Here is a 23,516-nt window from a genome sequence, read left to right on the forward strand (position 1 = left end):
CACTTCAAGTTATACACTTTTGTTATAAAATTGTCACCTCTATAAGATCCTGCTAAACTATATTTGTGCTCCCGTAGCTCAGTGGATAGAGCGTAGGACTCCTAATCTTAAGGTCGCAGGTTCAACTCCTGCCGGGAGCGCCATCCGTCTTCGCTTCCGCCGTCGCCCAGAGGGCTATGGCGGATAGCTACGACGAGATTTATCGAGTCGGAGCGTGCGAAGTAGATGTCTCGCCGAAGCCCTTCGGGCGAAGGCGGGCCATTCCGTTTATTCTCTTAAGATGCCTTAGAAACTTTTATCTTAATGTTATACTCAATAATCTTTCTGCGAAGCGTATTGCGATTTAATCCCAAAATTTTAGCAGCTTGCACTTGATTTCCATCTGTATTTTGCATTGTAGCTTCAATCAATAGGCGTTCAATTTCAGAAACACAAATACGGTGTAAATCAGATACATGCTCATGATTATCTTCAAGAAATTCACTTAAATAGTCTTTTAAGATGTTAGGTAAATTTTTATGCTTCATCTGTAAAAAACCTTTCTATTAAATCCACCACGTCTTGATGAGACTCTGTTTGATTCACTTGACTTCTAAATATGGCAGAATTTTTTATACCCTTACTGTACCAGCCTAGATGTTTTCTCGCAATCTTTAATCCTGGTTGCAAGCCATAATGTTGCAGCATATGTTCAAAGTGCTCCAATATCAACGCTTTAATTTCAGACAAAGATGGATCGGGCAGTTTTTCGCCTGTCTTAAAGAAATGAATCAATTGACCAATGAGCCAAGGGCGACCGTATGTTCCGCGCCCAACCATCACACCATCTGCTCCACTTTTTTGTAGGGCGGTTTGCGCATCTTCGAAGGTTTTGATGTCACCATTGCAAATTACGGGGATAGATACATTTTCTTTCACAACTTTGATAAAATCCCAATCCGCATGTCCTGTATAAAATTGTGCTCGCGTGCGTCCATGAACTGTCAGCATTTGAATGCCTTCATTTTGTGCAATTTTTGCAAGTTCCGGTGCATTGCGATTTTGTTGATTAAATCCTGTGCGCATTTTTAATGTGACAGGTACTTTTACAGCCTTTACTGTGGCCTCAATAATTTTCTGAGCTAATTTAAGATCTTGCATTAAAGCAGAGCCAGCAAATCCATTGGTAACTTTTTTGGCTGGACAGCCCATGTTGATATCGATAATTTTTGCACCTTTGTCTTCATTCATTTTTGCAGCTTGTGCCATAAGGTTTGGGCAGCATCCAGCTAATTGAACAGACATGGCGTCATCTGCCCTTTTTAAGGTTTTTTGATTTTCTCGAATCATTGCCTGACTAGCAATCATTTCTGATACAACCAAATCACCGCCAAGTTTTTTTACCAACTGACGGAATGGCAGATCAGACACGCCGGACATGGGGGCAAGAATAACGTTTGAATCTAGTTTTATTGGACCAATGCGAAGAATGATAGTATGTTTGTACTGTTATTGTCTTATTATAGAAAGTGCACAAAAATAGTGCAACTTTGCTTATCGTCATCCTGAGCGGGCGTAGCGAGAGAAGAATCTTTCTGAGATATACTCAAGAAGCTCCTTCGCCTTCAGCTCAGGATGACGGGCGAGAGCGCGCAAATGTTACAAACGACACATGAAATGCTCCAGCTTTTTTGAGGATCTTTGCGCATTCATATATAGTAGTGCCTGTAGTAATAACATCATCCACAAGGAGAATTTTTTTTCCTTCAATATGTGTTTTATTTTTTTCATTGATATAGAATGCATGTTTTAAATTATTTAACCGTTCTTTTTTGTCTTTGCAGTCAACTTGTGTTTTGGTATGACGTTTCTTTAAACAGTTCACTAACAAAGGTTTTTCCGTTAAGCGAGACAAGTGCTGCGCTAAGATTGCAGTATGATGATATCCTCTTAATAATAACCTGCGGAATGACATCGGGACAGGTATAATCGCGTCAAAAGGGTTATGCTTGATGCTTTTATACATATGATTTGCGATAAACGCACCATGTGAAAAGCGTTTTTGATATTTAAAATGCGTAATGATGGTTTGTGCCAATCCTTCATAAAATACGAGAGATGTGCCATAAACTGGCGAGCCTGCAACGCGTTTTTTGCATCCACCGCAGGGTTCTATAACCATAGGGTCATAAGGTGTGCCGCATATGTTGCAATGGTGGGTAATGAAGTTAAGTTGTTTCCAGCATGCTCCACACAAAAGAAAATCATGAGAAATAGGTTGGGCACATATACATCTTGGAGGGATTAAGGTGTTGAGTAGCACTGCGGTCCTGTATTCTCTATCATCCTGAGCGCTCGATTCGTCATGGCGAGCGGAGCGTGGCCATCCATGGATCACCACGTCGCTTCATTCCTCGTGATGACGATGCCTAGATTCAGATGACGCGTTAATTCTTTACCCATCATAAACCCACAAAATCTAAAGAAGATGTTAATTTTTGAATTTTTTCACAGAAAAAATCACAACAGCCAATAAAACGCATGCGGTAATGATTGTTGCTAAAGCATTGAGTTTTGGTGTGATACCCATACGAATGCTTGAAAAAACCAGCATAGGAAGAGTGGTTACACCTGGACCAGATAGAAAACTTGCTAATACAACATCATCCAAAGATAAGGCAAAGCTTAAAAACCACCCTGAAGCAAGCGCAGGCATAATAATAGGCAAGGTGACATAATAAAAAGTTTGCAGAGGTGTGGCGCCAAGATTTGATGCTGCTTCTTCCAAGTGTGCATCAAATGTTTTAAGTCGTGCATGAATAATAACCAGTGTATAGCCAACAGTAAGCGTGATATGCCCCATAATAATAGTTTGCATACCATAGGTAGGCCCACCTGTTATTTTGCGTATTCCTACAATGAATAATAAAAGCGATAGACCAATGATTACTTCAGGCGTAGAAAGAGGCATCATTAGAAGGTGTTTAAGCAGGTTTTTGCGGGACTTCACAATATTGATTGCGGCAAGCGTTCCAAGGATAGTTGATATGGTGGCTGATATAGTAGCAATTTTTAAGCTATTAATAAGACAATGAAAAAGCTGTTTATCGGAAAATAATTGTTGGTACCACTTCAAAGAAAATCCTGTCCAAACGACCGGATAATGCGCTTCATTGAATGAAAATAAAATGAGCAACAGGATCGGAAAATACAAAAATATAATCCCAATCCATAAGCCAAGTTTTAATATTTTATGCATTTCTATCCCTTTGCAAAATCATAACAGGTAGCACGAGAATTATGACTGTAAATATCGCCATCGCACATGTTCGTGGCCAGTTATAATTTGTAGCAAATTCCCAAAAAATTGCACGACCTAAGGTGACGGTTTTGGATCCTCCTAGCAATTCAGGAATGACAAATTCTCCAATAACTGGGATAAAAACAAGGGTGCATCCTGCGATAATTCCATTAGCAGATAATGGCAAGAGGATTTTATAGAAGCTTTGAAATGGTTTTGCGCCCAAGTCTTCTGAGGCTTCAATATAGGCGTGATCGATATTTTCTAACGCGGTGTAAATAGGGAAGATCATAAATGGAAGGTAGCAATAAACCGTTCCTATACAAACAGCAAATGTGGAATCTAAAAGCTTTAATGGCTGGGTAATCAATCCTATATAAATGAGAAAATTATTGATAATGCCATAGGTGCTTAACAAGGTGATCCAAGCATACACACGCATTAAAAACGATGTAAAAAAGGGAAGCATCACTAAGATAAATAAGATATATCTATATTTAGGCGTTGTGCTAGCAATGCCATACGCAATAATGTATCCCAGAATAAGCGCGAAAAATGTTGAGAGGAGTGCAATCTTTAAAGAGCTGAGCATTAGATACAAATAAAAGTCACTGGTCAATAAATCTACATAATGACTCAGACACAATTTTATATTGATTAAAAAGTCACCTGTTAAAGAAAACATAGGGCTATAGGGAGGCGCTAAAGAGTCAGAAGTTTCTGAAAGGCTTATTTTCAGGATACTAACCAAGGGTAGGATAATAAAAAATAAAGCAAATAAATAAGGCGGAAGAATGATAGATAATCTTTTTTTTAAACCCCAGAATTTCATTGACGTATTTTTATGTTGTTCAGGTTATGGTAGCAAGTTCTTTATTTGGTGGACAAGTATGCGTCTCACCACGTCATTGCAAACTCTCGAAGAGGGTGTGACAATCTGTGGTGGATCACCACATCGCCGCGCTCCTCGTGATGACGGAGCTACGGTAGTTTCACCCCTTGAGATGCATCTTGATACAAAAACCGTCTTGGGCTTTTCTCAATAGAATTTAACGTTTTTTCAAGTTGGTTGAATATACTGTTCCCTTTATCTAAGAATTGTGCAAATTTCAAAGGCACTTCAGAGAACATAATATTAATCGTTGCTTCATTTTTTTGAATCGACTTTTTGAGTTTATCAGCAATAATCTCAACAGATTGAAATGTTTTTCCAATGCTATCTACAGACTCTGCAGAAAAAAGTGCTTCTATCTTTTTAATTGTTTGTTCCAAAGAGGCTAGAATTTTTGGCATAGACTCTAACATTTGCTCCATACGTGATGATCGTCCTGGAATACTTGGGATAATACCTTTTTCACGTTTTAACATATCCGCTTCTATGCTTCCAGGATAAATATGAATCAGCAAACCGCCTGTAATGCTTTTTGGCTCAATAATCGCAAATGCGTCAGACTTTAAAATATAGGCTTTATCTAAGCAAATTGTAACAATTGCGCCCTTCAATGTTTTGAAGTTTGGTTTCATACCCATCACACGACCTGCATTGATACCGTTATATACAATAGTATCGCCTTTTCTTAAACCAGTAATAGGTTGTGCAAAATGAACTTGATAGACTTCTGAGCATTGCTCATATTTGTTTTTATGCACAAAAAATAAAAGCGCACCAACAATGCACAAAATAAACATAACGCTTGCGCCAATTAGTTTTACATTAACTCTTGGATCCATTGAGTCCTCTTATTTGTCTGCCTCGTTTCCCATTGAAATAGCTTTGTATCCATGGGTGAGGGTTTTCAATAATGTTATCTAAACTACCTTCAACAATTTTTTTGTCGATGATAACAGCAACCCTATCTGATAAATTATAGATGCTGTGAAGGTCGTGTGTCACGATAACACATGTTAATTCAAAGTCTTTTTTGATATCTAGGATAATATCATCAAATTCTTGCGCAGATACAGGGTCTAAACCAGAAGTCGGCTCATCCAAAAACAAGATTTTTGGGCTAATGACAAGCGCTCTTGCAATTCCTACACGTTTTACCATACCACCAGAAATATTTGATGGATATTTTTCAAAATCATGATCCACAATCTTGAAGCGATTGAGTAGCTTTTTAGCTATTTTGTATGCGTTTTTAGGATCCATATTTTGTGTTTCAACCAGCGGCAACATAACATTTTCAATCACAGATAAAGATGAAATCAGACCGCCCGTTTGAAACAAAATCGCATTGCTGTTTTTGATATCTGGCGCATAAACAATTTGTCCTTTTTGTATATGTTTGAGCTGTGTCAAATAAGAAAACAAAACGCTTTTGCCTGAACCAGATGCGCCAACCAATGACAAAATTTCATCACGATAAATGGTGAGATTGAGATTGGAATGAACGACTTGTTTGCCGAACTTTGTAGTTAGTCCTTTAACTGTAATAACAGATTCCAAATTATGACAATATCAAGACTATATATCTGAATTTAGCATTAAAGGAAAAAGGTTGGCAAATTTGCGCACTGTCGTCTAGAGTTAGGCGCCGTCATCCTGAGCGAAGCGAAGGATCTCTTTAAGCGAACTCATGAAGATTCTTTGCTTGGCTTAAGGTGACGGTATGAGTTATTGACCGCGATGAGAGTGCTTTAAGTTTGAAATGCATCCTCAAGGTCAAGGTTTTTAATCCAATCCTCTGGTTTATTAACCTTAAACTGCGAAAATCCTATTATAAAGCCTTTCCAATTATCTTGTAAGTATTGCATAAAATCAGATTTAGCTGTTTTTGGTAGTTTATTTTTTATATCTGTTTTTGTCTCAGAATGAAGCTGGACTAATAAAAGAAGTTTAAAGACCCCAACTGTTTGTGGGTCTTTATTTTTCTTTTCAAGCTCCAAAATAAGCGAGCCAACTAAAAAGTCCTTTTGTTTTTGTTTTAATAAGATCGTTTCATTCCCTCGATCTACGGAGGTTAATTTTTTAAATAGTCTTAAATTTTTTAGTTTTTGCGCAGCTTTTAGAAGTAGTGCGTTGGATGTTGTTGTAATTGATAATCCGGCAGTTGGTGTTTTTGTGCGTGCTTTGTCGACGTTATTTTGAAGATATAAAATAAAAGGCAGTAAATATCCTATTTCTTCAGGGTGATTAATTTGTTTCAGCCAAGCTTCAACTTTATCGTCTCGCAGAACATTGCCGCTTAGACAAAGAATTAAAAATGTTTCCAATCCGGTTATGGATTTAAATTGTTCAGGGAAAGTGCGTGTTGTAGGATCGCTAGTTAAATAGCTCTCAAATAATTTCTCCTGCTCTGCTGTAAGTTCTGGAACTTTTAAAGGGAGCTCCTCTCTTAACTTTTTTACTTGGTTTAATCTATCTGTATCAAGGTGTGAATAAATAACATCTGTTTGACCAGGATGTTTTGCAACCGCATCGACTATATAGGTGTCTGTGTGAGAGTTTACAAATTGCTCAGCCGTTTGATGCTTAAGCGCAAATAAAAGCATTACAAAAACCCTCCAAAATAGGTGAGACCAAAAACAACCTGCACGTTATTGAAATTTTCTTCAGACTGATTATCTGTCTCGAAGTTATGTTTAAGGCTTGAAGTAGTTCCTATTATATTTTTAGAACTTAATATCGTTCCTTCTTTAAACTTTCTCGTATTGTTAAACAAATAATTCACCTCAGCATTAAAGCTCCAAGATGTATCAACTGTGTACAAAATACCAAAGGTTCCAACAGGAGAAGGGCTTTTCATATTCCATGAAGATTCTAGTTTTTGCTCAGGGGCAACATCTTCCCCAGGCTTTTGATAGAAGGTTAACACCTCTTCATCTTGTTTTGCTTTCAAGGATCTAACTTCCGCCCAAAAGACACCCCCGCCTGCGTAAACTTTCCAGCGATTATTTAACTGTGCGCCTAAATATGCCTTTAAGCCTAAGCTGAAATCTTGTTCAAAATACGCTGTGTCGCCACTAAACAACTTTCCACCAAAAATTTCTACACCCCAAAAAAGATGTTTTGCAATTCGTATGTAACCTACGTGTGCAGAGCCAACAATGTTTGTTTGCACATTGTCTTTCTGGATGCCTTTATCTTTAAAGTCATCGCTAAATTCGCGTTTTGTACGTGAGTAGCCACCTTTTATGCTGATATATTCATCGGCTTGCAAAAAGAAAAACACTATATCTTAGGTGACGTAAATTCATAACGTTATTATGCCTATTTTTTTGAGGTTTGTATAGACTTTCATGGCTTGAGACATTAGAATACAAATAATATATGACGTATAAATTTTATTTTGTCTTTGTCTGAAAGTTCTGTCATCCTGAGTGAGCATAGCGAACGAAGGACCTCCCTACAACAAACTCCAAAAGATCCTTCGGCTGCGCCTCAGGATGACAGAGCGTCATGTCATATAGAAGTTTGTGTTCCTGTGTTTCTCAAAAAAACACTTACTTATAATGTAAGTGGATGTGTTCAAGTGGGACAGGTTGTTGAGATTTCGATCAAAGATAAAACCTACTTAGGCGTTGTGTGGGAAATTCATAAAACGCATAGAACAGGATTTAAAGTTAAAGATGTATTGCGTGTGCATGATATTACGTTGCCAAAGACATGCCTTGACTTTGTGAAATGGGTTGCAGGGTATACGATGACCCCAGTTGGGATGATTTTGAAGATGATGCTGCCGGTGAAAAATATTCGTCATCCCGAGTCCGCCGTAGACTTGGCGAAGGTGGATCGCCATGACGACGTTTTGAAGCTGTCCCAGCAACAAACTCAAGCCCTCCAAACCATAGAGCAACACCTCTACAAAAAACCTATATTATTAGATGGTGTAACAGGTTCAGGAAAGACAGAAGTCTATCTAGCATTATGTCAAAAACTCTTGGCAAAAAATAAACAAATCCTGATTCTTTTACCGGAAATTGGGCTAACAGAACAAGTTATCGAGCGTATTGCAAAGAACTTAAATATCAAACCTTTTGTTTGGCATTCCAAAATTACTCCCGCTAAAAAAGAGAAGATCTTTATAAATGCTGTTGCAGGTGTTCCAGGGATTTATATTGGAGCGCGGTCCGCTTTGTTTTTACCCTATAAAAACTTAGATTTGATTGTAGTGGATGAAGAGCATGATGGGTCATATAAACAGGATGAAAAAATTATGTATCACGCGCGGGATATGGCAGTGGTACGTGCGAATATTGAAAAAATTGGTATTTTATTATGTTCTGCAACGCCTTCTATTGAAACAGTTGTGAATGTTCAAAATGGCAAATATGAAGCTGTGAAATTGGGAAGTCGTTATGGAAAAAGCGCGCTTCCTGACATTGAGCTTGTGGATATGAAAGATACAAAAGATTTCATGAGTTCACGGCTGAAAGAGTTGATTCAAAAGGGATTAGATCAAAAGGAACAAACGCTTTTGTTTATGAATCGCAGAGGATATGCCCCCATTTTGTTGTGTAAATCTTGTGGATATAAAAAGAACTGCCCATTTTGCTCAACGCATTTGGTTTTACATAAGGCGCAAAATAAAATCATGTGCCATTACTGTGGATTTAATGAAGATTATAATGAGCCGAAATGTAAGAATTGCCCCCACATAGAGCTCGAACCTTTTGGGTTAGGGATTGAACGGATTTGCGATGAAGTGGAAAAAATATTTCCCCATGCGCGTGTATTGTGTGTGGCAAGTGATCAGATCACATCTGCGTCCAAGTTGAATGAAGTGCGTCGCAAGATTTTAGACCATGAGGTGGATATTATTGTGGGAACGCAGATCTTAGCCAAAGGTCACCACTTTCCCTCTTTGACTTTGGTTGGTGTGTTGGACGCTGATATGGGGTTGCATGGAATTGATTTGCGCAGCACAGAAAAGACCTATCAGATGCTGCACCAGGTTGCAGGGCGCTGTGGTCGTGAAGAGAAAAAGGGTCATGTTGTGATTCAAACTTACAGCGCAGATCACCCGGCGATTATGGCGCTTGCGGCGCATGATCGTGATGCGTTTGAAGAATATGAAATTGAAGATCGTAAACTGTCTAGTATGCCTCCATTTTCTCAATTGGCAACGATCACACTATCGGGAAAGAATTTCCAAAAAGTGAAAGAAACGATATTTAAGTTATATGAAGCATGTCCGGTTAATTCAGATATCAAAGCCTTCAAACCTGCGCCTGCGCCTATACGTCGTTTGAAAATGATGTTTCGTTATCGCATTTTGGTGCATTCTAATCATCCGTCTCCACATGCTTTGCAGCAGTTTATTCATGGATGGTTATCTAAGCAGACTATTCCTGGCTCTTTAAAGTTATTGATTGATATTAATCCATGGAATTTTATGTAATAAGGGCTTTTGTTTGAAGATGAGAGTGCGTAAAATACGTTAAGTTCACAAAGGTTGTCATCACGAGGAGCGTAGCGACGTGGTGATCCATGATGGTGGATGGCCACAGCCCCTTGCGGGGCTTCGCTATGACGACTCTGTGCAGAATATCAAACGAAAGGTTTAAAATGCATTTTCTCATTCTCCTCATTCTCCTCACCAACTGCAATACAACAGATCCACATGTATCTGCTAAGATTGAACATATAACACGCCAAGGTAAAGAGCAGGATTATTCCAAACTGTCTCGTCCATACATCGACAAGAGCGAAGAGGAGGCTTTGTTTGATGAAGCAGAGTTTTTGGAACCTAAAGCAAGGAAATCCACAGGGTATGCGAGGTCAACACTGACGAAGCAAGAAGAAATGGAAGAATTGGCAAAGCTTAAGAGAGCGGGGCGGTTGTCACAAAAAGATTATGCAAAACGCGTGGAATTATTGCATAAAAAACATCAAGTGAAGACCACCCCTGCGGAGAAAACTATAACAAACGCTCCAGAAAAGAAGCAGTCACCTTATATGCTGAACCAGCCTAAGATTGAGAAGCTTGAAATAGAGGATGAGTTAGAGGATTATGATGAATAAAAATCACCGCCATCCTGAGCGAGCGTAGCGAGAGAAGGATCTTCTTGAGAAATACTCGGGAAGATCCTTCGCTACGCTCAGGATGACGGAGTGCGCTCCGTTTATTCAGAATGACGGGGTGACGGATCGTTTGTCCGACTCAATAAAAATCCCATATAAATATAATCCTCCATAGGAATATGCGTGTTATGTGATCTCAAAATAAACTTATTTAAATCCAAAAATGCCATTACTTTTTTTTCAACATACAAAATAATGCGCATAAGCATAAGAACATAAGCATAGTCTTTTTTGTATTTCTGAACAAAATCTTCATGTTCAGCAGTCGTGTATTGCGTTAACATAAGGCGCTTTAGATTGTGAATAAAGTTCAGCCCACCTTTTTTCTCGACCCATACCAATAACTCTTGGTTGCCTTGTGTGTGTTCGGTTAATTCGTTATCTTTCGTGATTTCATGCTCGAATGGAATCTCAAAAAATCTTGAGCGTAGAGTTTTGGGAAATTTATGGATATTATGAACAATGAGAATCACAAACGTTTTTTGATAGTATTTTTCAAACAGTTTTAGCAAGCTGTTAGATGTGCTGATGTTTAAATTATCGGCGTTATCAATGACCAAAATTTTATATTTATCGTTTTTGTGTTCTAAAAAGTCACGGATAAGTGGTAGGATTTCTAGCTTTATTTCTTCTTGATCAAAGTTGATGTATTTGTAATTTTGCATTGGTGTTTGATCTAATGCATCAACTGCGACATCTAGAATAGAGGCAGTAAATGTTTTAGCTGCCAATGTTTTCCCGCAACCTTGCTCTCCGTAAAAAATTAAAAATGGAGAGAGTTGATCTCGGTTCTCTAAAAGTTTTTCGCAGGTATTTAATTGACGTTCTGTGAGCATAGATTTAGAATCCATCAAATGTACCTTATAATAGGACAAAACCTAAAAACACCTCAATATGTTTTTTCATGAAAAGAATGGGAGTGTTATTTTTTATCTGCAAGTTGTTCCCAACGCTGCCCAAACATGCATTGTTGGCGTTGTGGCTAAGTACGATAAAATGGCGTTCAAACTTCACAGCAAAGAACCTCCAGAGCGTGGAAAAGCAAATAAAGAGATTATCGAGTATCTAAGTTCTTTACTTGATATGCCCAAAAGTCATGTTGTGATTGACAAGGGTGAAACAGAGAAGTTCAAAAAGATTAAAGTTTTGAATGCAAAGCAGGTGGATGTGCAGAAGGCGTTTCAGGGGTTGGGCTTTCTTTAGGTGTGAAGACGTCATCACGAGGAGCTGAGCTTCGTAGTGATTCATGGATGGTCACGCCCACCTATGGTAGGCTCGCCATGACGGACTCATGCTAAATGTCCTGATTTTTAAGAAAAAATACATTAAATTTATTTTTTTTACTAAGTAACGTAAATAAATTAAACAAAATACTAGATTTTTATTTAGAATTTTTGTAGTCTTAATTACAAACCTCTTAAATATAATAAAAAAGTAATGAGCGAGAAATTATCACCAGCAGAGTTGTTGAAAGTGACAGCGGATTTTGCGGGGTCGTATATTACAGGAAAACCTCTGTCTGTTGAAGAGGTTCAAGATGTATTCGATCAAATGCATAAGTTTTTTAAAAGCAGAAATGATAACATATATGTATTGAAAACTGGCCCTTTGGTTCCAGCTGTTCCAGTTGAAGAATCTGTGCATGCAGATTATATCGTGTGTCTTGAAGATGGAAAAAAACTTCAAATGTTGAAGCGTCATCTTAAGACAGTTTATAACATGACACCACAAGAGTATCGTGATCGTTGGAGTTTGCCGCAGGACTATCCTATGGTTGCGCCAAGTTATGCAGAGAAGCGCAGTCAAATCGCTTACAATGTAGGTCTTGGCACAGAGAAGACAAGAAAAAGCAAAAAGAGAAAAGTTTCTTAATATTTCTGCCGTCATTCTGAACGAATATAGCGAGTACAGGCCCATTCTGAGGCAAAATGGAGAAGATCCTTCGGTTGCACCTCGGGATGATGGAGGTTTTACATTAAATGGATCTTAAACCTCTTCCGTCTATTTTTCATAGAATCTAAACACTCGCTCTTTTGTCAGAAAAGGTGCGGCCAGGACTTTCGATTGTTTTATTAGAGGCACAAAAATGGGTGGGGATTGCGTAAATTTTGGTTTCATCCCCTTAAAATCTCTTATCGCAAGCGTTAAAATTGCGCATCTTATGAAAAAATGACTACTCATCAGAGCGTTACTCAGGTTTATTATAACCAAAGTTTATTGCCTTAAATTTATTTCTCGGCAATCAAGTGGCCAATAATAGAGATACGTTGACCAGAGGTGATAGGCAGTACTTCATGAACATCAGTTCCTTGAAACAAAAGACCATTACCTTTTTTAATTGGGAATTTTTTATCACCTTCTAATACAAATTCACCGCCTTCAAACTCGCTATTTAAGGCAATAGAAAAGCTCAAGTAAATTCTGGAAGGTTGAGGATGATGGAAATCCACATGAGGTTCATAAAAGGTTCCGGTTGGATATTCTCTTACTTTTATGTTTGTGAAATGGTCTTTATTAAAATTCCATTTTTCTTTTGCTAGGGGGATGACTTGCGCGTTCAAATAATCTTTAATCCACATATCAACATCTTTGTTCCATCGCGTAAAAAACTCAAATACTTGCTTGTTAATTCTTCCTACACGATGTTTATTTTGATAAATTTGAATGAGCTTTTTACACATCTCGTCTGTCATAATATTTTTTAATTGGAGATACATAATTATTATTATAGTTTTATTACTATTTTATAATAAAAATGAGTTTTTGTCAATGAAAAATTGCATCAGAATGTTGTCATTGCGAGCTCTCGAAGAGAGCTCGGCAATCCATCACATGGATCACCGCGTCGCTTCGCTCCTCGTGATGACGTGGCTGCGTTTTGTTTTTAGTGAGGAAGCTGTATCACAACATCCGCGCCAGGAATTTTTTCCTGAATTTCTTGCGTGATTTTTTTAGAAAGTGCTTGAATTTGGCTGACCGTAAGTTTTGAGTCAAAGCTAAGTGTGAGTTCAATAAAGTTATGATTTCCACATGAGCGCGTGCGTAAGTTCATAAGTTTTTCTATTTTTTTGTGTGCATTCACAACCGCAATAACTTTAAGACGCTCTTCTTCAGGCAATTCTCGATCTAACAAAACATTGCAAGAGGATTTTAAGATATCAAAAGAGGAGCTTAGTACGTAGCACACGATGATCATGCCAATCAAAATATCCAGATAAATAAATTGAAATTTTAAAGACAAAGCCAAGCTTAGTAGGACGCCTGCGTTTACAAATAAATCTGTTTCATAGTGCAAATTATCTGTTTTAATGATCTGGGAATTTGTTTTGCGTACGACATGTCGTTGGAACAAGATGAGGGCTAGAGTCAAGATGGAGACAATAATCATCCAGAAGAAACCATAACCTGTATCTATTAGAGGTTCAGGGTGTATAAAATTCTGGATAATGGAATACAGCAGGCATAGAGCAGAAAACGCAATAAAAATAGATTGCGTGAAGCAGGCTAAAGATTCAATTTTTCCATGCCCAAATCTATGACAAGAATCTGCAGGTTTGGTTGCATGAATAATGGCAAAGAAATTGATAATGGATGTAACAGCATCCAATAGAGAGTCAAAGAGAGATGCTTCTACGCTGAGTGACTGTGTCACAATCCAGATATATATCTTTAAGATAATTAAGATTAAAGATGTTGAAATAGCTGCAATGCTTGCAAGTTTTATAAGACGATCGTTTGTCATCTCTACAAGGTTGAGTTAACTTTCGTAAGTTTATCAAATTTGTATGAATAAATGCCAGTAATTATGCGCAGAGTGCATATAAATTATGTAATTACAGCGCTAAACAGTTTGTGTGATTGAGAATGTGGTTAATATAAGTTTCAACAGAGTGATAGCATGATAGATGGCATAATTTTTGCAAGTTTTACAGGAGTATCTGGTAAATTTCCACTCCATAAAAATCAATAAGCTTGCTTGTTTCCATGTTCATCTGTTTTCAAAGAAATACCCCGGAGGTGTTGTTTGATATGTGCAAGAACAGGAAGAAGTGTTAACAGCAATTGTAGTGCAAAAGGGTTTTGAAGCGGTTGATGCAATAAAGGGTATGATTGGTGATGTAGGAGATAATATTCAATGCCCGTTTACCAGAAGGTATTTCTATAGAACGCATAAGAAGCGAAGAGGCGTTCGAGCAATTTTTAAATATTATGAACGATGTATTTTTTGGTGGGTCTGAAGAAGTAATTCATCAGTGGAAAATTTTATATGCCGAACCTGGATTTGAAGATGCTACTCCTGTGAGGTGCTATTGTCTGATGCTATGGCAGTCCAATATCTGATAAATTGGGCGTTCAAGAGGTGTGGACGTTTTATCCGTATATTTATAAGAAGAAATAGGCAGCCAAGGTCATGAAAGCTAGAACAACAGACGCAATCCAAAACCTTACAACAACTGTTGTTTCCGCCCATCCTTTTTTCTCAAAATGATGATGAATAGGGGTCATCAAGAATACCCGTTTGCCAGTGCGCTTAAACACAAACACTTGAATGATAACAGATACAGTCTCGATAACACATACACCAATTAGCATAGCAAACAAAATTTCTTGTTGGATCATTAAGGCGGTTGTTGCTAAAGAAGCGCCACAAGCAAGAGAGCCGACATCCCCCATAAAGATTTTTGCCGGAGGGGCGTTGAACCATAAGAACCCTAAGGATGCGCCGATCCATGCGCTTAATAATACCAGAAGCTCTTGCTCGAGTGTGTAATTACCTGTATAGATCATAATTCCTAGAGCAAGACTTGTCGTGATAACGGGAAAAATTGCCAACCCATCCAAACCATCTGTTAAGTTTAAGGCATTGCTAGATGCAACAATTACAAATGCGCTCCATAGGAGGAATGCGATACCTAAGGGAATGAAAGTGTGAATAATAGGCAAATAGATCGTGTAGTTTTTTGCGAATAATAATGTGATGACAATGCCAACAATCCACTGTAAAGCGAATTTTGTGCGTGCGCGAATGCCTTCAGCAGAATGTAATTTAATTTTTTGGAGATCATCATAAAGACCGATTCCACCAAATAGCCCCATGGATAGCAGAGAGATCCATATAAGATTGTTACTTATATCTGAAAAAAGTATGGCGCTAGTAAAGACGCAAAATAGCAGCAAAACTCCACCCATCGTAGGTGTTCCCGCTTTTTTAAGATGGGTTTCTGGGCCGTAATGTCTTATGGGCTGTCCTTTTTCTTGTAAGCGTTTTAAGTATTGAATTGCTGCATTTCCGAGTGTCATATGCGTAATAAAAGCAAAGAAAAGTGCCAAAAAGCCTCGCAGAAGAAGTTGGTTTTTTAAGTGTGGAAGGAGTGCTAAGATCATTTTGATGTCGTCATGGCGAGTCCGCTGTAAGCGGGCGTGGCCATCCATGGATCACCACGACGAGCTAAGCTCGCCTCGTGATGACAGGCTCCAGTTTATATTTTATCTTATTCACATTTAATCATATTAACTTTGTGTTTAAAATATGGTACAGTTCCTTATATAGATAAAATAGGTTACGTACATGGCAGTTCCAAAGAAAAGAGTAAGTGTTTCAAGGCGAGGTATGAGAAACGCTCATAGAAAGACTGTTAAACCTGTAAATTTGGTTGAATGCAATTCATGTGGTTCATATAAGTTGCAACATCATGTTTGTCCGAGTTGTGGCATATATAATGGGCGACAAATTATTGCACAAAAAGTGAAAGACGAAGATTAATTTTCGCATGACTTTAGTTGGTCATCCTGAGAGATTTGGCTGGAAGGATCTAAGTGAATTTCTTGTAGATTTTTTGCCTTCAACTCAGAATGATGGTGAGATATGATCTCTAAAAAGGCCATTACCATAGCTGTTGATGCAATGGGGGGTGATCATGGGCCTGAAGCTGTTATTAAAGGTGTAAAGCAGGCTTATGAAGAGATCGGCGATTCAAACTTAAGATTCAAAATTTTTATTCCAAAAAAACATAAAGCGCTTTTAGTGAATATTCAAAGCATTTCAGATGCAGTTTATGTGGATGAAGTGATTGATTTGCATGAGAGTCCATTGAAAGCTCTTAAAAAAGGTCCAAATACTACTATGGGCCTTGCGATTACAGCTGTGCGTGATGGAAAGGCGGATGCGGTTCTTTCGCTAGGATCTACAGGTGCATATATTGCACTGTGCTGGAAAATATTGCATTTATTACCATCTATTACCAAGGTTGCACTACCTGCAACTATTCCTTCTGAAAATGGCCATAAAGTCGTTTTAGATCTTGGCGCTTCTTTAGTGGTGTCAGAGAAAGAGTTAGTGCAATTTGCACTTATGGGCGATGCAATGGCAAGAATTATGCTCAATAAATCAAACCCTCGTATTAAGCTTCTAAATGTAGGCGTGGAAGAAATGAAAGGTTTCCCTCAAACTATTAAAGCCCACAAAATCTTAAAAGACACTAAGATTTTAAACTATCAAGGTTTTGCAGAAGCAAGTCAATTATTTAGTGATGATATTGATGTTCTTGTGACAGATGGATATGGCGGAAATATTGCACTTAAAACCGTTAAGGGATTTCAGTCTTTTTTGACAAAAATGCTCAAAAGCTACTTTACAAAAAACTGGATGCGAAAAATTGTAGGACTTGGGGTGAAGTTAGGGCTTAATAAATTGAAACAATATATGGATTGGCGACAGCATAATGGGGCTCCTTTGCTTGGATTTTCCAAACTCGCAATCAAAGGTCATGGGGATTCTGATGAGGTTGCGGTTGCTGCTGCTGTGAAAATGACGTACATGTTTTTGGAAAAAGATTTAATCAATAAAATTCAAGAGGAGCTTGCTGAAAACGAGGACGTAGTTATTGCTGGCGTTTAACATCAAAAACCACTCCAAATGTGAAGCGTATAAATGATAAGCTATTGGAAATCATGGGCATAGCGTGCAGCCCATTATCTTCTCGAAGCTTTTCACCTGTCTTAGTTTTTAATCGAAATAACCCTGTTATAGCGCTAAATGGAAAAGCATATTGCAATCCGCCTGTTAAGAGAGTGCTATTGTTCAGTGTGTATTGCAGCTCAAGTCCTGCGCATATGTTTGCTGTATCTTGTTTAATATCATTGTCATTTTGGTCTTGCAATCCCAATGACTCTTGATCATTTTCATCACTTATATTGAGCTCTTGAATACTGTGAAATTTGTATCCTAAAATTCCAGAGATAACCCAGTGTGGCCTGAATTTATACCCAAGTCCAAATTTTATACTGGCTACATCGCGGCTTTTGGTATGTTTTTTCTGTGTATAAGGAAGAATCGAAACTCCACCTTCGATTTTGATTTGCGCCTTATCTTTGCACCATGTTTGTCCAAACAAGATATTTAGCACAGGGTTGTTAGAGGTTGGAGTTTGGTTTTTAATTACAATCCTTTTATTTGATACACCGCTATTGATATTGAATTTAAGTGGATGCTTTGGTTTGACGCTGTGTATAAACAAGTCATTGCCTAAATTTAAGCCGATATACATCAGTTGCTAGGAGGTTGGAGTATATGAAATATGAAGTTTTTTTATTAATAGAAATTTAATGACAGATGTGCGTCATGGCGAGCGGAGCGTGGCCATCCATGGATCACCACGTCGCTTCGCTCCTCGTGATGACGGTGCTACATTTCCAAAGGAGCGCTTACGCCTAGTATATCTAGGGTTTGCGTTAAGACATTTAACACATAGCGCGCAAGATACATTCTGGCTGATGATAGAGGAGCATTGTCTTCTACAATGAAGCGATAATCTTTTTTACTCCATAGGCTATGGAAATCTGATGCCAGTTGGTAAGCGTAATTTGCTAAGCGATGAGGCTCATAATGCACACATGCTAATCTTAATGCTCGCGGAAAATCTTGTAGAACTTGAATAAGTGAAATCTCATCTTCATCTTCCAAAAGCGCTACGGTATCTTTGTCGTATTCACCTTTATATCTTCGCATTAAAGAACCAATCCGGGCGGTTGCATATTGAACATAAAAAATCGGATTATCTTTGGTTTGTTCCACAGCTTTTTCTAGATCAAAATCATAGCTCATGTTTGCATTGCGCATGAGTAATAAAAACCTCAATGCATCTGCGCCAATCTCATCAATAACTTCTGCCATAGTCACAAAGGTGTTTTTGCGTTTTGACATTTTCAGAGGTTCGCCATTCTTCATGAAGTTGACAAGCTGGCAAACAAGAATATTTAAATCAGCCTTGCCGTTTGATAAGGCTTTTACCGCTGCTTTTAATCTCTTGATATAGCCAATATGATCAGCACCAAAAATATTGATCATTTTTTCAAAGCCGCGCTGATATTTATCATAATGATACGCCACATCGCTAGCAAAATATGTCCAGGTTCCGTCTGCTTTTTTCATAGCGCGATTTTGGTCATCTCCATAGTTTTTAGATTCAAAAATCCATTGCTTTCGGGGATTCCATTCGCCTTGGAAATCTTTTGGCTTTTCCAGCATACCCTCTTTTACATCACCACTTTTTTTTAATGTCTCAAACGCTTTATCCACAGCGCCATCTTCGACAAGCTTCCTTTCAGAGGTTAATACATCGAATTCAATATTGAGTTTTTTCAAATTACTTTGAATCATATCCATCATTTTTCCAACGGCGCAGGATTTAAAATCGCGCGGTGTTTCATCTATCGTCTGAGCAGCGTCCTTTAAGTATTCTCCAATGTACATATCTTCTGTGAAATCATCATCTTTGATTTTGTAACCGTGTTGCTCTTTGTATCTAAGCTCTAAAGATCTGCCCAACATATCGATTTGGTTGCCCGCATCGTTGATATAGTATTCTTTAGTTATATCAAAACCAGATGTCGTGAGAATGCGCGCTAATGTGTCGCCTAAAACTGCATTTCTTGCATGACCAATGTGTAAAGGGCCCGTAGGGTTTGCGGATAAAAATTCGAGCAAGATTTTTTGATTTTGCCCGATATTCTCTGGCGCTATATCTTCTAATAGTTTATTCTGCCAAAAAGATTTATGAAATTTAATGTTGAGAAATCCTGGACCAACCTTTTCGATATTTTGAATTGGAAAGGTTTTTTCAATATCATCCTGAATAGTTTGAATTTCAGTATCGAGAAGTTTGCTTTTTAAAATCATAAAAGCATTAGTTGTGACATCGCCATGCTGCTTAAATTTACATGGTTCAAGCGTTATCCTCTCAAGCTCTTTATCTGACGGCTGATAATACTTTTTTATCTGGTTGATGATGAAATCTAAAATAGCTTTCATGAATTTTTTTGTTTTATTTTCGCATGTATCTTACCTGGAAAGCAAAAAGCTAGGCATAATAATAGCAAGGTACGTACGAAAATTCCTATGTTTTTTTTATTTCTCTCATTAGAAGCTAAGACTTTAGCGCCTAAAGATATTAATGGTACATTTGTGAAGTTGGTTCCTGAGATAAAAGGAAAAGATCAAAACCTTCATCCATTTGATAAGCTTGGTGTGGTTTATGCATTTAAGTTTTCAAAAGGAGAGGTGCAGTATGAGAGATTTCCCGTGCCATCTTCTGCGTATGAGCAGTACAAAAAATCTGGCAAGGCGGAGCATGATGGGTTTTATCAAAAAACGGGTAATACGCATTTGTTCAATCAAATGCTGAATGCGCATTCCTTTAAGGCTAAAGTTCAAGATATAAAAAAAGATGTTTTTGTAACGACAGAAACACCGCCTCAGATATTTTTGACAGGAAAGGCTTTAGAGTGGAAAGACGAGCTTCCTAAAAGTCGTATCTATGAAAATGCGTTTATCAAAGATTCATATAGTTATATGATGCATTTTGGTTTGTTTAGCACAGACTATGTTGTATATAAAATTCAAGATTGTTGCCGCATTCCTATTTGCAGGATTACAACACATACTCCAGCCTATATGCATAGTTTTGCCGTTACAGAAAATTATTTCATTTTGTTGGAAATTCCGTTTCGATTATCTAGACCGTTTCCTAACTTATTTTCAGCTTTTATGAAGAGTTTTGAGTTTTATCCTGAAGAAAAAACACGCGTTTTATGTATCGATAAAAAAACAGGCGAAGTGAAGGAATTTTTTACAAAGTCATTTTTCTACTATCATATTGCGAATGCCTTTGAAGATAATGGTTCTATAAATATTGATGTTGTGGGTTATGATAAGCCCCTTGTATCGCTGGAAGAGAAAAATGTGAACAATCGTTTGATGCGCATTGTGTTGAAGCAGGATGCTGAGCCGGTGGTGGTCGAGCATGAAAGAGCCTGCGAATTTCCCGTGATTAATCCTGAGATTGCTGGAAAAAACTATCGTTTTATTTATGCATTAAGGACGGATTTATCAAAAAAGTTTGAGCAAATGGGCGTAGGGTTATTAAAAATTGATCTGAATGGCGATATGAAAAGTTTCAGCAAAAAAGATTGTATTTTTGGTGAGCCTGCCTTTATACGTCGTCATTATGAGCGTAGCGAAGAATCTTGTAAGGCTAGCACAGAAGATGACGGATGGCTTATCGGGATTATGTCTAACACCGCGGAAAGAAAGTCATATTTGTATGTTTTGAATGCTCAAACGATGGAGTTGGTGTATTCACAGCCTATGCGTGATTATGTTGCCTCTATTGGGTTTCATGGGCGGTTTTTTTCTTCCTAAACGAGAGGCTGTAAAGCGCGTCATGGCGAGCGTAGCGTAGCCATCCATGGATCATCACATCGCTTCGCTCCTCGTGATGACATGTATCAAAGTTGAACTCTCCTACTAAATTTCCTATTATCAATTATGAATTAGTCATAAATTTGTGCAATGGATATTACTTCTTGTTAATTAGGATTTTAACTAAATACCAAGGAGAATTTTATGCACAAACCAATCATTATAAAAGACCTATCACTTCCATTTACAAAAATTGAAGATTTTTCTGCAACGATTCATTATGGTGATCGAATTATTTTAATTGGTCGCAATGGTGCGGGTAAATCGACTCTTTTGAAATCCATCTTGAAACAGTGTGATGATGTTCAGGTTGGATATGTTCCGCAAATGATCAAAGGATTTGAAGCGCTGAGCGGAGGCGAGAGATTTAACGCGGCTTTAACCAAAGCATTATCTGTAGACCCTGAGATGCTTTTATTAGATGAGCCAACAAATCATTTGGATTCACGGAATAAAAAATCATTGCTCCAACTGTTGAAACATTATCCAGGCACACTTGTGATAGCGACCCATGACATGGATTTGATGGAAGGGATTTTGTGGCATATTAAAGATGATCAAATCTCTATTTTTAAGGGGAGCTATGAAGATTATAAACGAGAGCTTGAATTACAACAGCATTCTCTTGAACAAAAAAAACTAAAGTTAAATCAAGAGAAGAAATATCTTCATGAAGATCTTATGGATGAGCAAGTGAGAGCTAAAAAAAGTAGGCTAAGAGGCGAAAAACGCACCAAAGAAAAAAAATGGCCAGCAATGGTTGCAAAAATGAAAGAGCAGCAAGCGGCAAAAACTACCGGAGATAGAAAAAAGACATTAGGTGAAAAAAGACAAGACATATCAGAGAGACTAAAAGAACTGCAGTTGCCTGAAGTTATTAAGCCTAAATTTTCTTTAGAAACGCTAGATAACAATAGTGACATCCTCGTTGTGGATGGTACAGCAGGATATCATCCTGATAAACCAGTTTTAAAAAATATCAACTTAGCTTTAAGTAAGAATGATCGATTAGCAATTACAGGTCAAAATGGTTCAGGCAAAACGACTTTAATTAAAGCGATTTTAGGTGACCCATCTGTGTGGACATCAGGTGAGTGGATAGTTCCAAAAAAAGAGCATATAGGGCATTTAGATCAGCATTACAAAACACTTGATCCAGATAAAACTGTATTAGAGCATTTTGAAGATCTTCTGGATAAAAGAAAATACCTTAATGATTATTTGTTTCGTACAGATGAGCAAGTGAATACAAAAGCTAGCTGTTTATCTGAAGGTGAGAAAGCGCGCTTGAGCTTAGCGCAAATTGGAGCGCATACACCAAGACTGTTGATCTTGGATGAGCTGACAAATAATTTAGATTTAGAAACAAAAGAACATGTGATTCAAGTTTTAAGAGATTATCCTGGAACGCTGATTGTGATTTCGCATGAGCAGGGATTTTTGGATGCGATAGGGGTGACGCAGCATTTTAGCTGTTTATAAGTCTTTGAAGCTGATTAATTTTTTCATCTGTCGTCATAAAATGCGTCACAAAGCGGTAGATATCTTTTTCCCAATGGTAAAACTTTACACCTGCTTCCTGTAATTTTTGTGCATTTTTTATATCCATATGAAAAAACACCTGATTAGTTTCTATAGGGTAGGCTGGCTTAAAGTTTTGACTCAGTATATCGAATAATTTTTTTGCTTGCTTATTAGCATGCTGGGCGTTTTCAATCCATACATCAAAATAAGCGATCATTTGAGCGGCTACATAACGGGTTTTTGATAACAGTTGCCCAGCGCGTTTGACGCGATACGAAAAATCTTTCGCATAATCTTTATTGAAAAATACAACCAACTCTCCGATCATACATCCATTTTTTGTGCCGCCTAATGATAATACATCAATATGTTGAATCATTTCTTTTGGAGACACTCCAAGGTAAGCTAAGGCATTTGAGAATCTTGCGCCGTCCATATGGATTGGGAGTTCTAGCTGTTTTAGTTTTTTGATTTCATCCAACGTATAGACTGTTCCAATTTCTGTTGGTTGAGTGAGGCTTATAGCGCCAGGTTTTACCATATGTGGCGCATAAAGAAGTTGCGTCTCTTTTGCGAGTTTTAATGTGCAGAGGTCTATTTTGTTATCTGAGCCATCTACCGGTGTGAGTTTATAGCCCATTGATTCAATGCACCCAGCTTCATGTGTATTAATGTGAGCGTTTTTATGGCAATAAATTGTTTGATAGGGTAAGCATAAAGAAGATAGTGCCAAGCAGTTTGAAATACTTCCTGTTGAAACAAGAAAAATCTCCACATCTTTTTCAAATATTTGAGAGATTTTTTCTTTCAATGCATTTGAATATTCATCGTCCCCATAAGAATTTTGCAGTCCGGTATTTGCATCAGAAATGGCTTTTAGAATATGTGGATGAATAGGGGCTATATTGTCACTTTTAAAATTCATA

Annotated in this window: 25 protein-coding genes and 1 tRNA gene; 10 read left to right on the plus strand and 16 right to left on the minus strand. The window is 37.8% G+C overall.

Going from position 1 to position 23,516, the window contains the following annotated elements; genetic code table 11:
* Window positions 1–67: 67 nt before the first annotated feature.
* A tRNA-Arg gene (locus H6850_02955) sits at window positions 68–143 on the plus strand.
* 132 nt (window positions 144–275) lie between these two features.
* Here H6850_02955 and H6850_02960 read toward each other — a convergent pair.
* The 9 genes from H6850_02960 to H6850_03000 all read right to left on the minus strand — a co-directional run bounded on the left by H6850_02960 (window position 276) and on the right by H6850_03000 (window position 7,455).
* The gene (locus H6850_02960) at window positions 276–527 is read right to left on the minus strand and encodes a Fis family transcriptional regulator (protein USO02049.1); all 252 of its coding nucleotides are present in this window, start codon (window positions 525–527) and stop codon (window positions 276–278) included.
* Window positions 517–1,470, minus strand: a complete 954-nt coding sequence (gene dusB, locus H6850_02965) for a tRNA dihydrouridine synthase DusB (protein USO02819.1) — start codon at window positions 1,468–1,470, stop codon at window positions 517–519. Before dusB ends, H6850_02960 begins: the two co-directional genes overlap by 11 nt.
* A 139-nt stretch (window positions 1,471–1,609) precedes the next feature.
* Window positions 1,610–2,302 (minus strand): ComF family protein, encoded by a 693-nt coding sequence (locus H6850_02970; GenBank protein USO02050.1) that lies wholly within the window; start codon window positions 2,300–2,302, stop codon window positions 1,610–1,612.
* Between the two features lie 168 nt (window positions 2,303–2,470).
* Window positions 2,471–3,238 carry an ABC transporter permease gene (locus tag H6850_02975; protein ID USO02051.1) on the minus strand — a complete coding sequence of 256 codons (768 nt, stop codon included), beginning with the start codon at window positions 3,236–3,238 and terminating at the stop codon, window positions 2,471–2,473.
* The gene (locus H6850_02980) at window positions 3,231–4,112 is read right to left on the minus strand and encodes an ABC transporter permease subunit (GenBank protein ID USO02052.1); all 882 of its coding nucleotides are present in this window, start codon (window positions 4,110–4,112) and stop codon (window positions 3,231–3,233) included. Before H6850_02980 ends, H6850_02975 begins: the two co-directional genes overlap by 8 nt.
* Before the next feature lie 149 nt (window positions 4,113–4,261).
* Window positions 4,262–5,011, minus strand: coding sequence for an MCE family protein (locus H6850_02985; GenBank protein USO02053.1), 750 nt, complete (start codon window positions 5,009–5,011; stop codon window positions 4,262–4,264).
* Window positions 4,995–5,729, minus strand: coding sequence for an ATP-binding cassette domain-containing protein (locus H6850_02990; GenBank protein ID USO02054.1), 735 nt, complete (start codon window positions 5,727–5,729; stop codon window positions 4,995–4,997). Before H6850_02990 ends, H6850_02985 begins: the two co-directional genes overlap by 17 nt.
* A 191-nt stretch (window positions 5,730–5,920) precedes the next feature.
* The gene (locus H6850_02995) at window positions 5,921–6,775 is read right to left on the minus strand and encodes a hypothetical protein (GenBank protein USO02055.1); all 855 of its coding nucleotides are present in this window, start codon (window positions 6,773–6,775) and stop codon (window positions 5,921–5,923) included.
* A complete protein-coding gene (locus H6850_03000; protein USO02056.1) occupies window positions 6,775–7,455 on the minus strand; it encodes a hypothetical protein in 681 nt (226 codons plus the stop codon). The genes H6850_02995 and H6850_03000 overlap by 1 nt, the downstream gene beginning before the upstream one ends.
* Before the next feature lie 117 nt (window positions 7,456–7,572).
* Here H6850_03000 and priA point away from each other — a divergent pair, with 117 nt between their 5' ends.
* Complete coding sequence (gene priA, locus H6850_03005) at window positions 7,573–9,624, plus strand: primosomal protein N' (protein USO02057.1); 2,052 nt, start codon at window positions 7,573–7,575, stop codon at window positions 9,622–9,624.
* A 167-nt stretch (window positions 9,625–9,791) separates the two neighbouring features.
* On the plus strand, window positions 9,792–10,247 hold the full coding sequence (locus tag H6850_03010) for a hypothetical protein (protein ID USO02058.1): 456 nt from the start codon (window positions 9,792–9,794) through the stop codon (window positions 10,245–10,247).
* A gap of 101 nt (window positions 10,248–10,348) precedes the next feature.
* Here the strand turns inward: H6850_03010 and H6850_03015 are convergent, their stop codons facing one another.
* Window positions 10,349–11,143, minus strand: a complete 795-nt coding sequence (locus H6850_03015) for an AAA family ATPase (GenBank protein USO02059.1) — start codon at window positions 11,141–11,143, stop codon at window positions 10,349–10,351.
* A 58-nt stretch (window positions 11,144–11,201) separates the two neighbouring features.
* Here H6850_03015 and H6850_03020 point away from each other — a divergent pair, with 58 nt between their 5' ends.
* Window positions 11,202–11,510, plus strand: coding sequence for a DUF167 domain-containing protein (locus H6850_03020; protein ID USO02060.1), 309 nt, complete (start codon window positions 11,202–11,204; stop codon window positions 11,508–11,510).
* 234 nt (window positions 11,511–11,744) lie between these two features.
* Window positions 11,745–12,179: a MucR family transcriptional regulator gene (locus H6850_03025; protein ID USO02061.1), complete on the plus strand. Its 435-nt coding sequence runs from the start codon at window positions 11,745–11,747 to the stop codon at window positions 12,177–12,179.
* A gap of 356 nt (window positions 12,180–12,535) precedes the next feature.
* Here the strand turns inward: H6850_03025 and H6850_03030 are convergent, their stop codons facing one another.
* Both H6850_03030 and H6850_03035 read right to left on the minus strand, forming a co-directional pair.
* Entirely contained in the window at window positions 12,536–13,024 is a 489-nt protein-coding gene (locus H6850_03030) for a 2OG-Fe(II) oxygenase (GenBank protein USO02062.1), read from the minus strand.
* Between the two features lie 167 nt (window positions 13,025–13,191).
* Window positions 13,192–14,049, minus strand: a complete 858-nt coding sequence (locus tag H6850_03035; protein USO02063.1) for a cation diffusion facilitator family transporter — start codon at window positions 14,047–14,049, stop codon at window positions 13,192–13,194.
* 289 nt (window positions 14,050–14,338) lie between these two features.
* On the opposite strand from H6850_03035, the gene H6850_03040 reads away from it, so the two are divergent.
* Window positions 14,339–14,545, plus strand: a complete 207-nt coding sequence (locus H6850_03040) for a hypothetical protein (protein ID USO02064.1) — start codon at window positions 14,339–14,341, stop codon at window positions 14,543–14,545.
* Between the two features lie 145 nt (window positions 14,546–14,690).
* On the opposite strand, the gene mraY is transcribed toward H6850_03040, so the two are convergent.
* Entirely contained in the window at window positions 14,691–15,638 is a 948-nt protein-coding gene (mraY, locus tag H6850_03045) for a phospho-N-acetylmuramoyl-pentapeptide-transferase (GenBank protein USO02065.1), read from the minus strand.
* A gap of 238 nt (window positions 15,639–15,876) precedes the next feature.
* Between mraY and rpmF the strand changes: the two genes are divergently transcribed.
* Together rpmF and plsX are read left to right on the plus strand one after the other, a co-directional pair.
* Window positions 15,877–16,071: a 50S ribosomal protein L32 gene (gene rpmF / locus H6850_03050; protein ID USO02066.1), complete on the plus strand. Its 195-nt coding sequence runs from the start codon at window positions 15,877–15,879 to the stop codon at window positions 16,069–16,071.
* Window positions 16,072–16,173: 102 nt separating this feature from the next.
* On the plus strand, window positions 16,174–17,205 hold the full coding sequence (gene plsX, locus H6850_03055) for a phosphate acyltransferase PlsX (protein USO02067.1): 1,032 nt from the start codon (window positions 16,174–16,176) through the stop codon (window positions 17,203–17,205).
* On the opposite strand, the gene H6850_03060 is transcribed toward plsX, so the two are convergent.
* Window positions 17,189–17,854 (minus strand): hypothetical protein, encoded by a 666-nt coding sequence (locus H6850_03060; GenBank protein USO02068.1) that lies wholly within the window; start codon window positions 17,852–17,854, stop codon window positions 17,189–17,191. The two genes, plsX and H6850_03060, sit on opposite strands and share 17 nt — an antisense overlap.
* 137 nt (window positions 17,855–17,991) lie before the next feature.
* Entirely contained in the window at window positions 17,992–19,617 is a 1,626-nt protein-coding gene (locus tag H6850_03065; protein ID USO02069.1) for an arginine--tRNA ligase, read from the minus strand.
* Window positions 19,618–19,704: 87 nt separating this feature from the next.
* Here H6850_03065 and H6850_03070 point away from each other — a divergent pair, with 87 nt between their 5' ends.
* Both H6850_03070 and H6850_03075 read left to right on the plus strand, forming a co-directional pair.
* Complete coding sequence (locus H6850_03070; protein USO02070.1) at window positions 19,705–21,006, plus strand: carotenoid oxygenase family protein; 1,302 nt, start codon at window positions 19,705–19,707, stop codon at window positions 21,004–21,006.
* Between the two features lie 204 nt (window positions 21,007–21,210).
* Entirely contained in the window at window positions 21,211–22,548 is a 1,338-nt protein-coding gene (locus tag H6850_03075) for an ABC-F family ATP-binding cassette domain-containing protein (protein ID USO02071.1), read from the plus strand.
* Here the strand turns inward: H6850_03075 and H6850_03080 are convergent.
* Window positions 22,535–23,515, minus strand: a complete 981-nt coding sequence (locus H6850_03080) for a low specificity L-threonine aldolase (GenBank protein ID USO02072.1) — start codon at window positions 23,513–23,515, stop codon at window positions 22,535–22,537. The two genes, H6850_03075 and H6850_03080, sit on opposite strands and share 14 nt — an antisense overlap.
* Between the last annotated feature and the right edge of the window lies 1 nt (window position 23,516).

Source organism: Alphaproteobacteria bacterium, from assembly GCA_023898745.1.
Taxonomy (GTDB): Bacteria; Pseudomonadota; Alphaproteobacteria.

Excerpts from the sequence above, each read along its gene's own strand:
- H6850_03020 (USO02060.1), top strand. The coding sequence starts at position 11,202 with ATGTTTTTTCATGAAAAGAATGGGAGTGTTATTTTTTATCTGCAAGTT.
- plsX (USO02067.1), top strand. The coding sequence starts at position 16,174 with ATGATCTCTAAAAAGGCCATTACCATAGCTGTTGATGCAATGGGGGGT.
- H6850_02980 (USO02052.1), bottom strand. The coding sequence starts at position 4,112 with ATGAAATTCTGGGGTTTAAAAAAAAGATTATCTATCATTCTTCCGCCT.
- H6850_03075 (USO02071.1), top strand. The coding sequence starts at position 21,211 with ATGCACAAACCAATCATTATAAAAGACCTATCACTTCCATTTACAAAA.
- H6850_03080 (USO02072.1), bottom strand. The coding sequence starts at position 23,515 with ATGAATTTTAAAAGTGACAATATAGCCCCTATTCATCCACATATTCTA.
- H6850_03010 (USO02058.1), top strand. The coding sequence starts at position 9,792 with ATGCATTTTCTCATTCTCCTCATTCTCCTCACCAACTGCAATACAACA.
- H6850_03035 (USO02063.1), bottom strand. The coding sequence starts at position 14,049 with ATGACAAACGATCGTCTTATAAAACTTGCAAGCATTGCAGCTATTTCA.
- H6850_02975 (USO02051.1), bottom strand. The coding sequence starts at position 3,238 with ATGCATAAAATATTAAAACTTGGCTTATGGATTGGGATTATATTTTTG.
- H6850_03060 (USO02068.1), bottom strand. The coding sequence starts at position 17,854 with ATGTATATCGGCTTAAATTTAGGCAATGACTTGTTTATACACAGCGTC.
- rpmF (USO02066.1), top strand. The coding sequence starts at position 15,877 with ATGGCAGTTCCAAAGAAAAGAGTAAGTGTTTCAAGGCGAGGTATGAGA.
- H6850_03070 (USO02070.1), top strand. The coding sequence starts at position 19,705 with ATGTTTTTTTTATTTCTCTCATTAGAAGCTAAGACTTTAGCGCCTAAA.
- H6850_03025 (USO02061.1), top strand. The coding sequence starts at position 11,745 with ATGAGCGAGAAATTATCACCAGCAGAGTTGTTGAAAGTGACAGCGGAT.
- H6850_02985 (USO02053.1), bottom strand. The coding sequence starts at position 5,011 with ATGGATCCAAGAGTTAATGTAAAACTAATTGGCGCAAGCGTTATGTTT.
- H6850_03030 (USO02062.1), bottom strand. The coding sequence starts at position 13,024 with ATGTATCTCCAATTAAAAAATATTATGACAGACGAGATGTGTAAAAAG.
- H6850_02960 (USO02049.1), bottom strand. The coding sequence starts at position 527 with ATGAAGCATAAAAATTTACCTAACATCTTAAAAGACTATTTAAGTGAA.
- H6850_02995 (USO02055.1), bottom strand. The coding sequence starts at position 6,775 with ATGCTTTTATTTGCGCTTAAGCATCAAACGGCTGAGCAATTTGTAAAC.
- H6850_03015 (USO02059.1), bottom strand. The coding sequence starts at position 11,143 with ATGCTCACAGAACGTCAATTAAATACCTGCGAAAAACTTTTAGAGAAC.
- H6850_03065 (USO02069.1), bottom strand. The coding sequence starts at position 19,617 with ATGAAAGCTATTTTAGATTTCATCATCAACCAGATAAAAAAGTATTAT.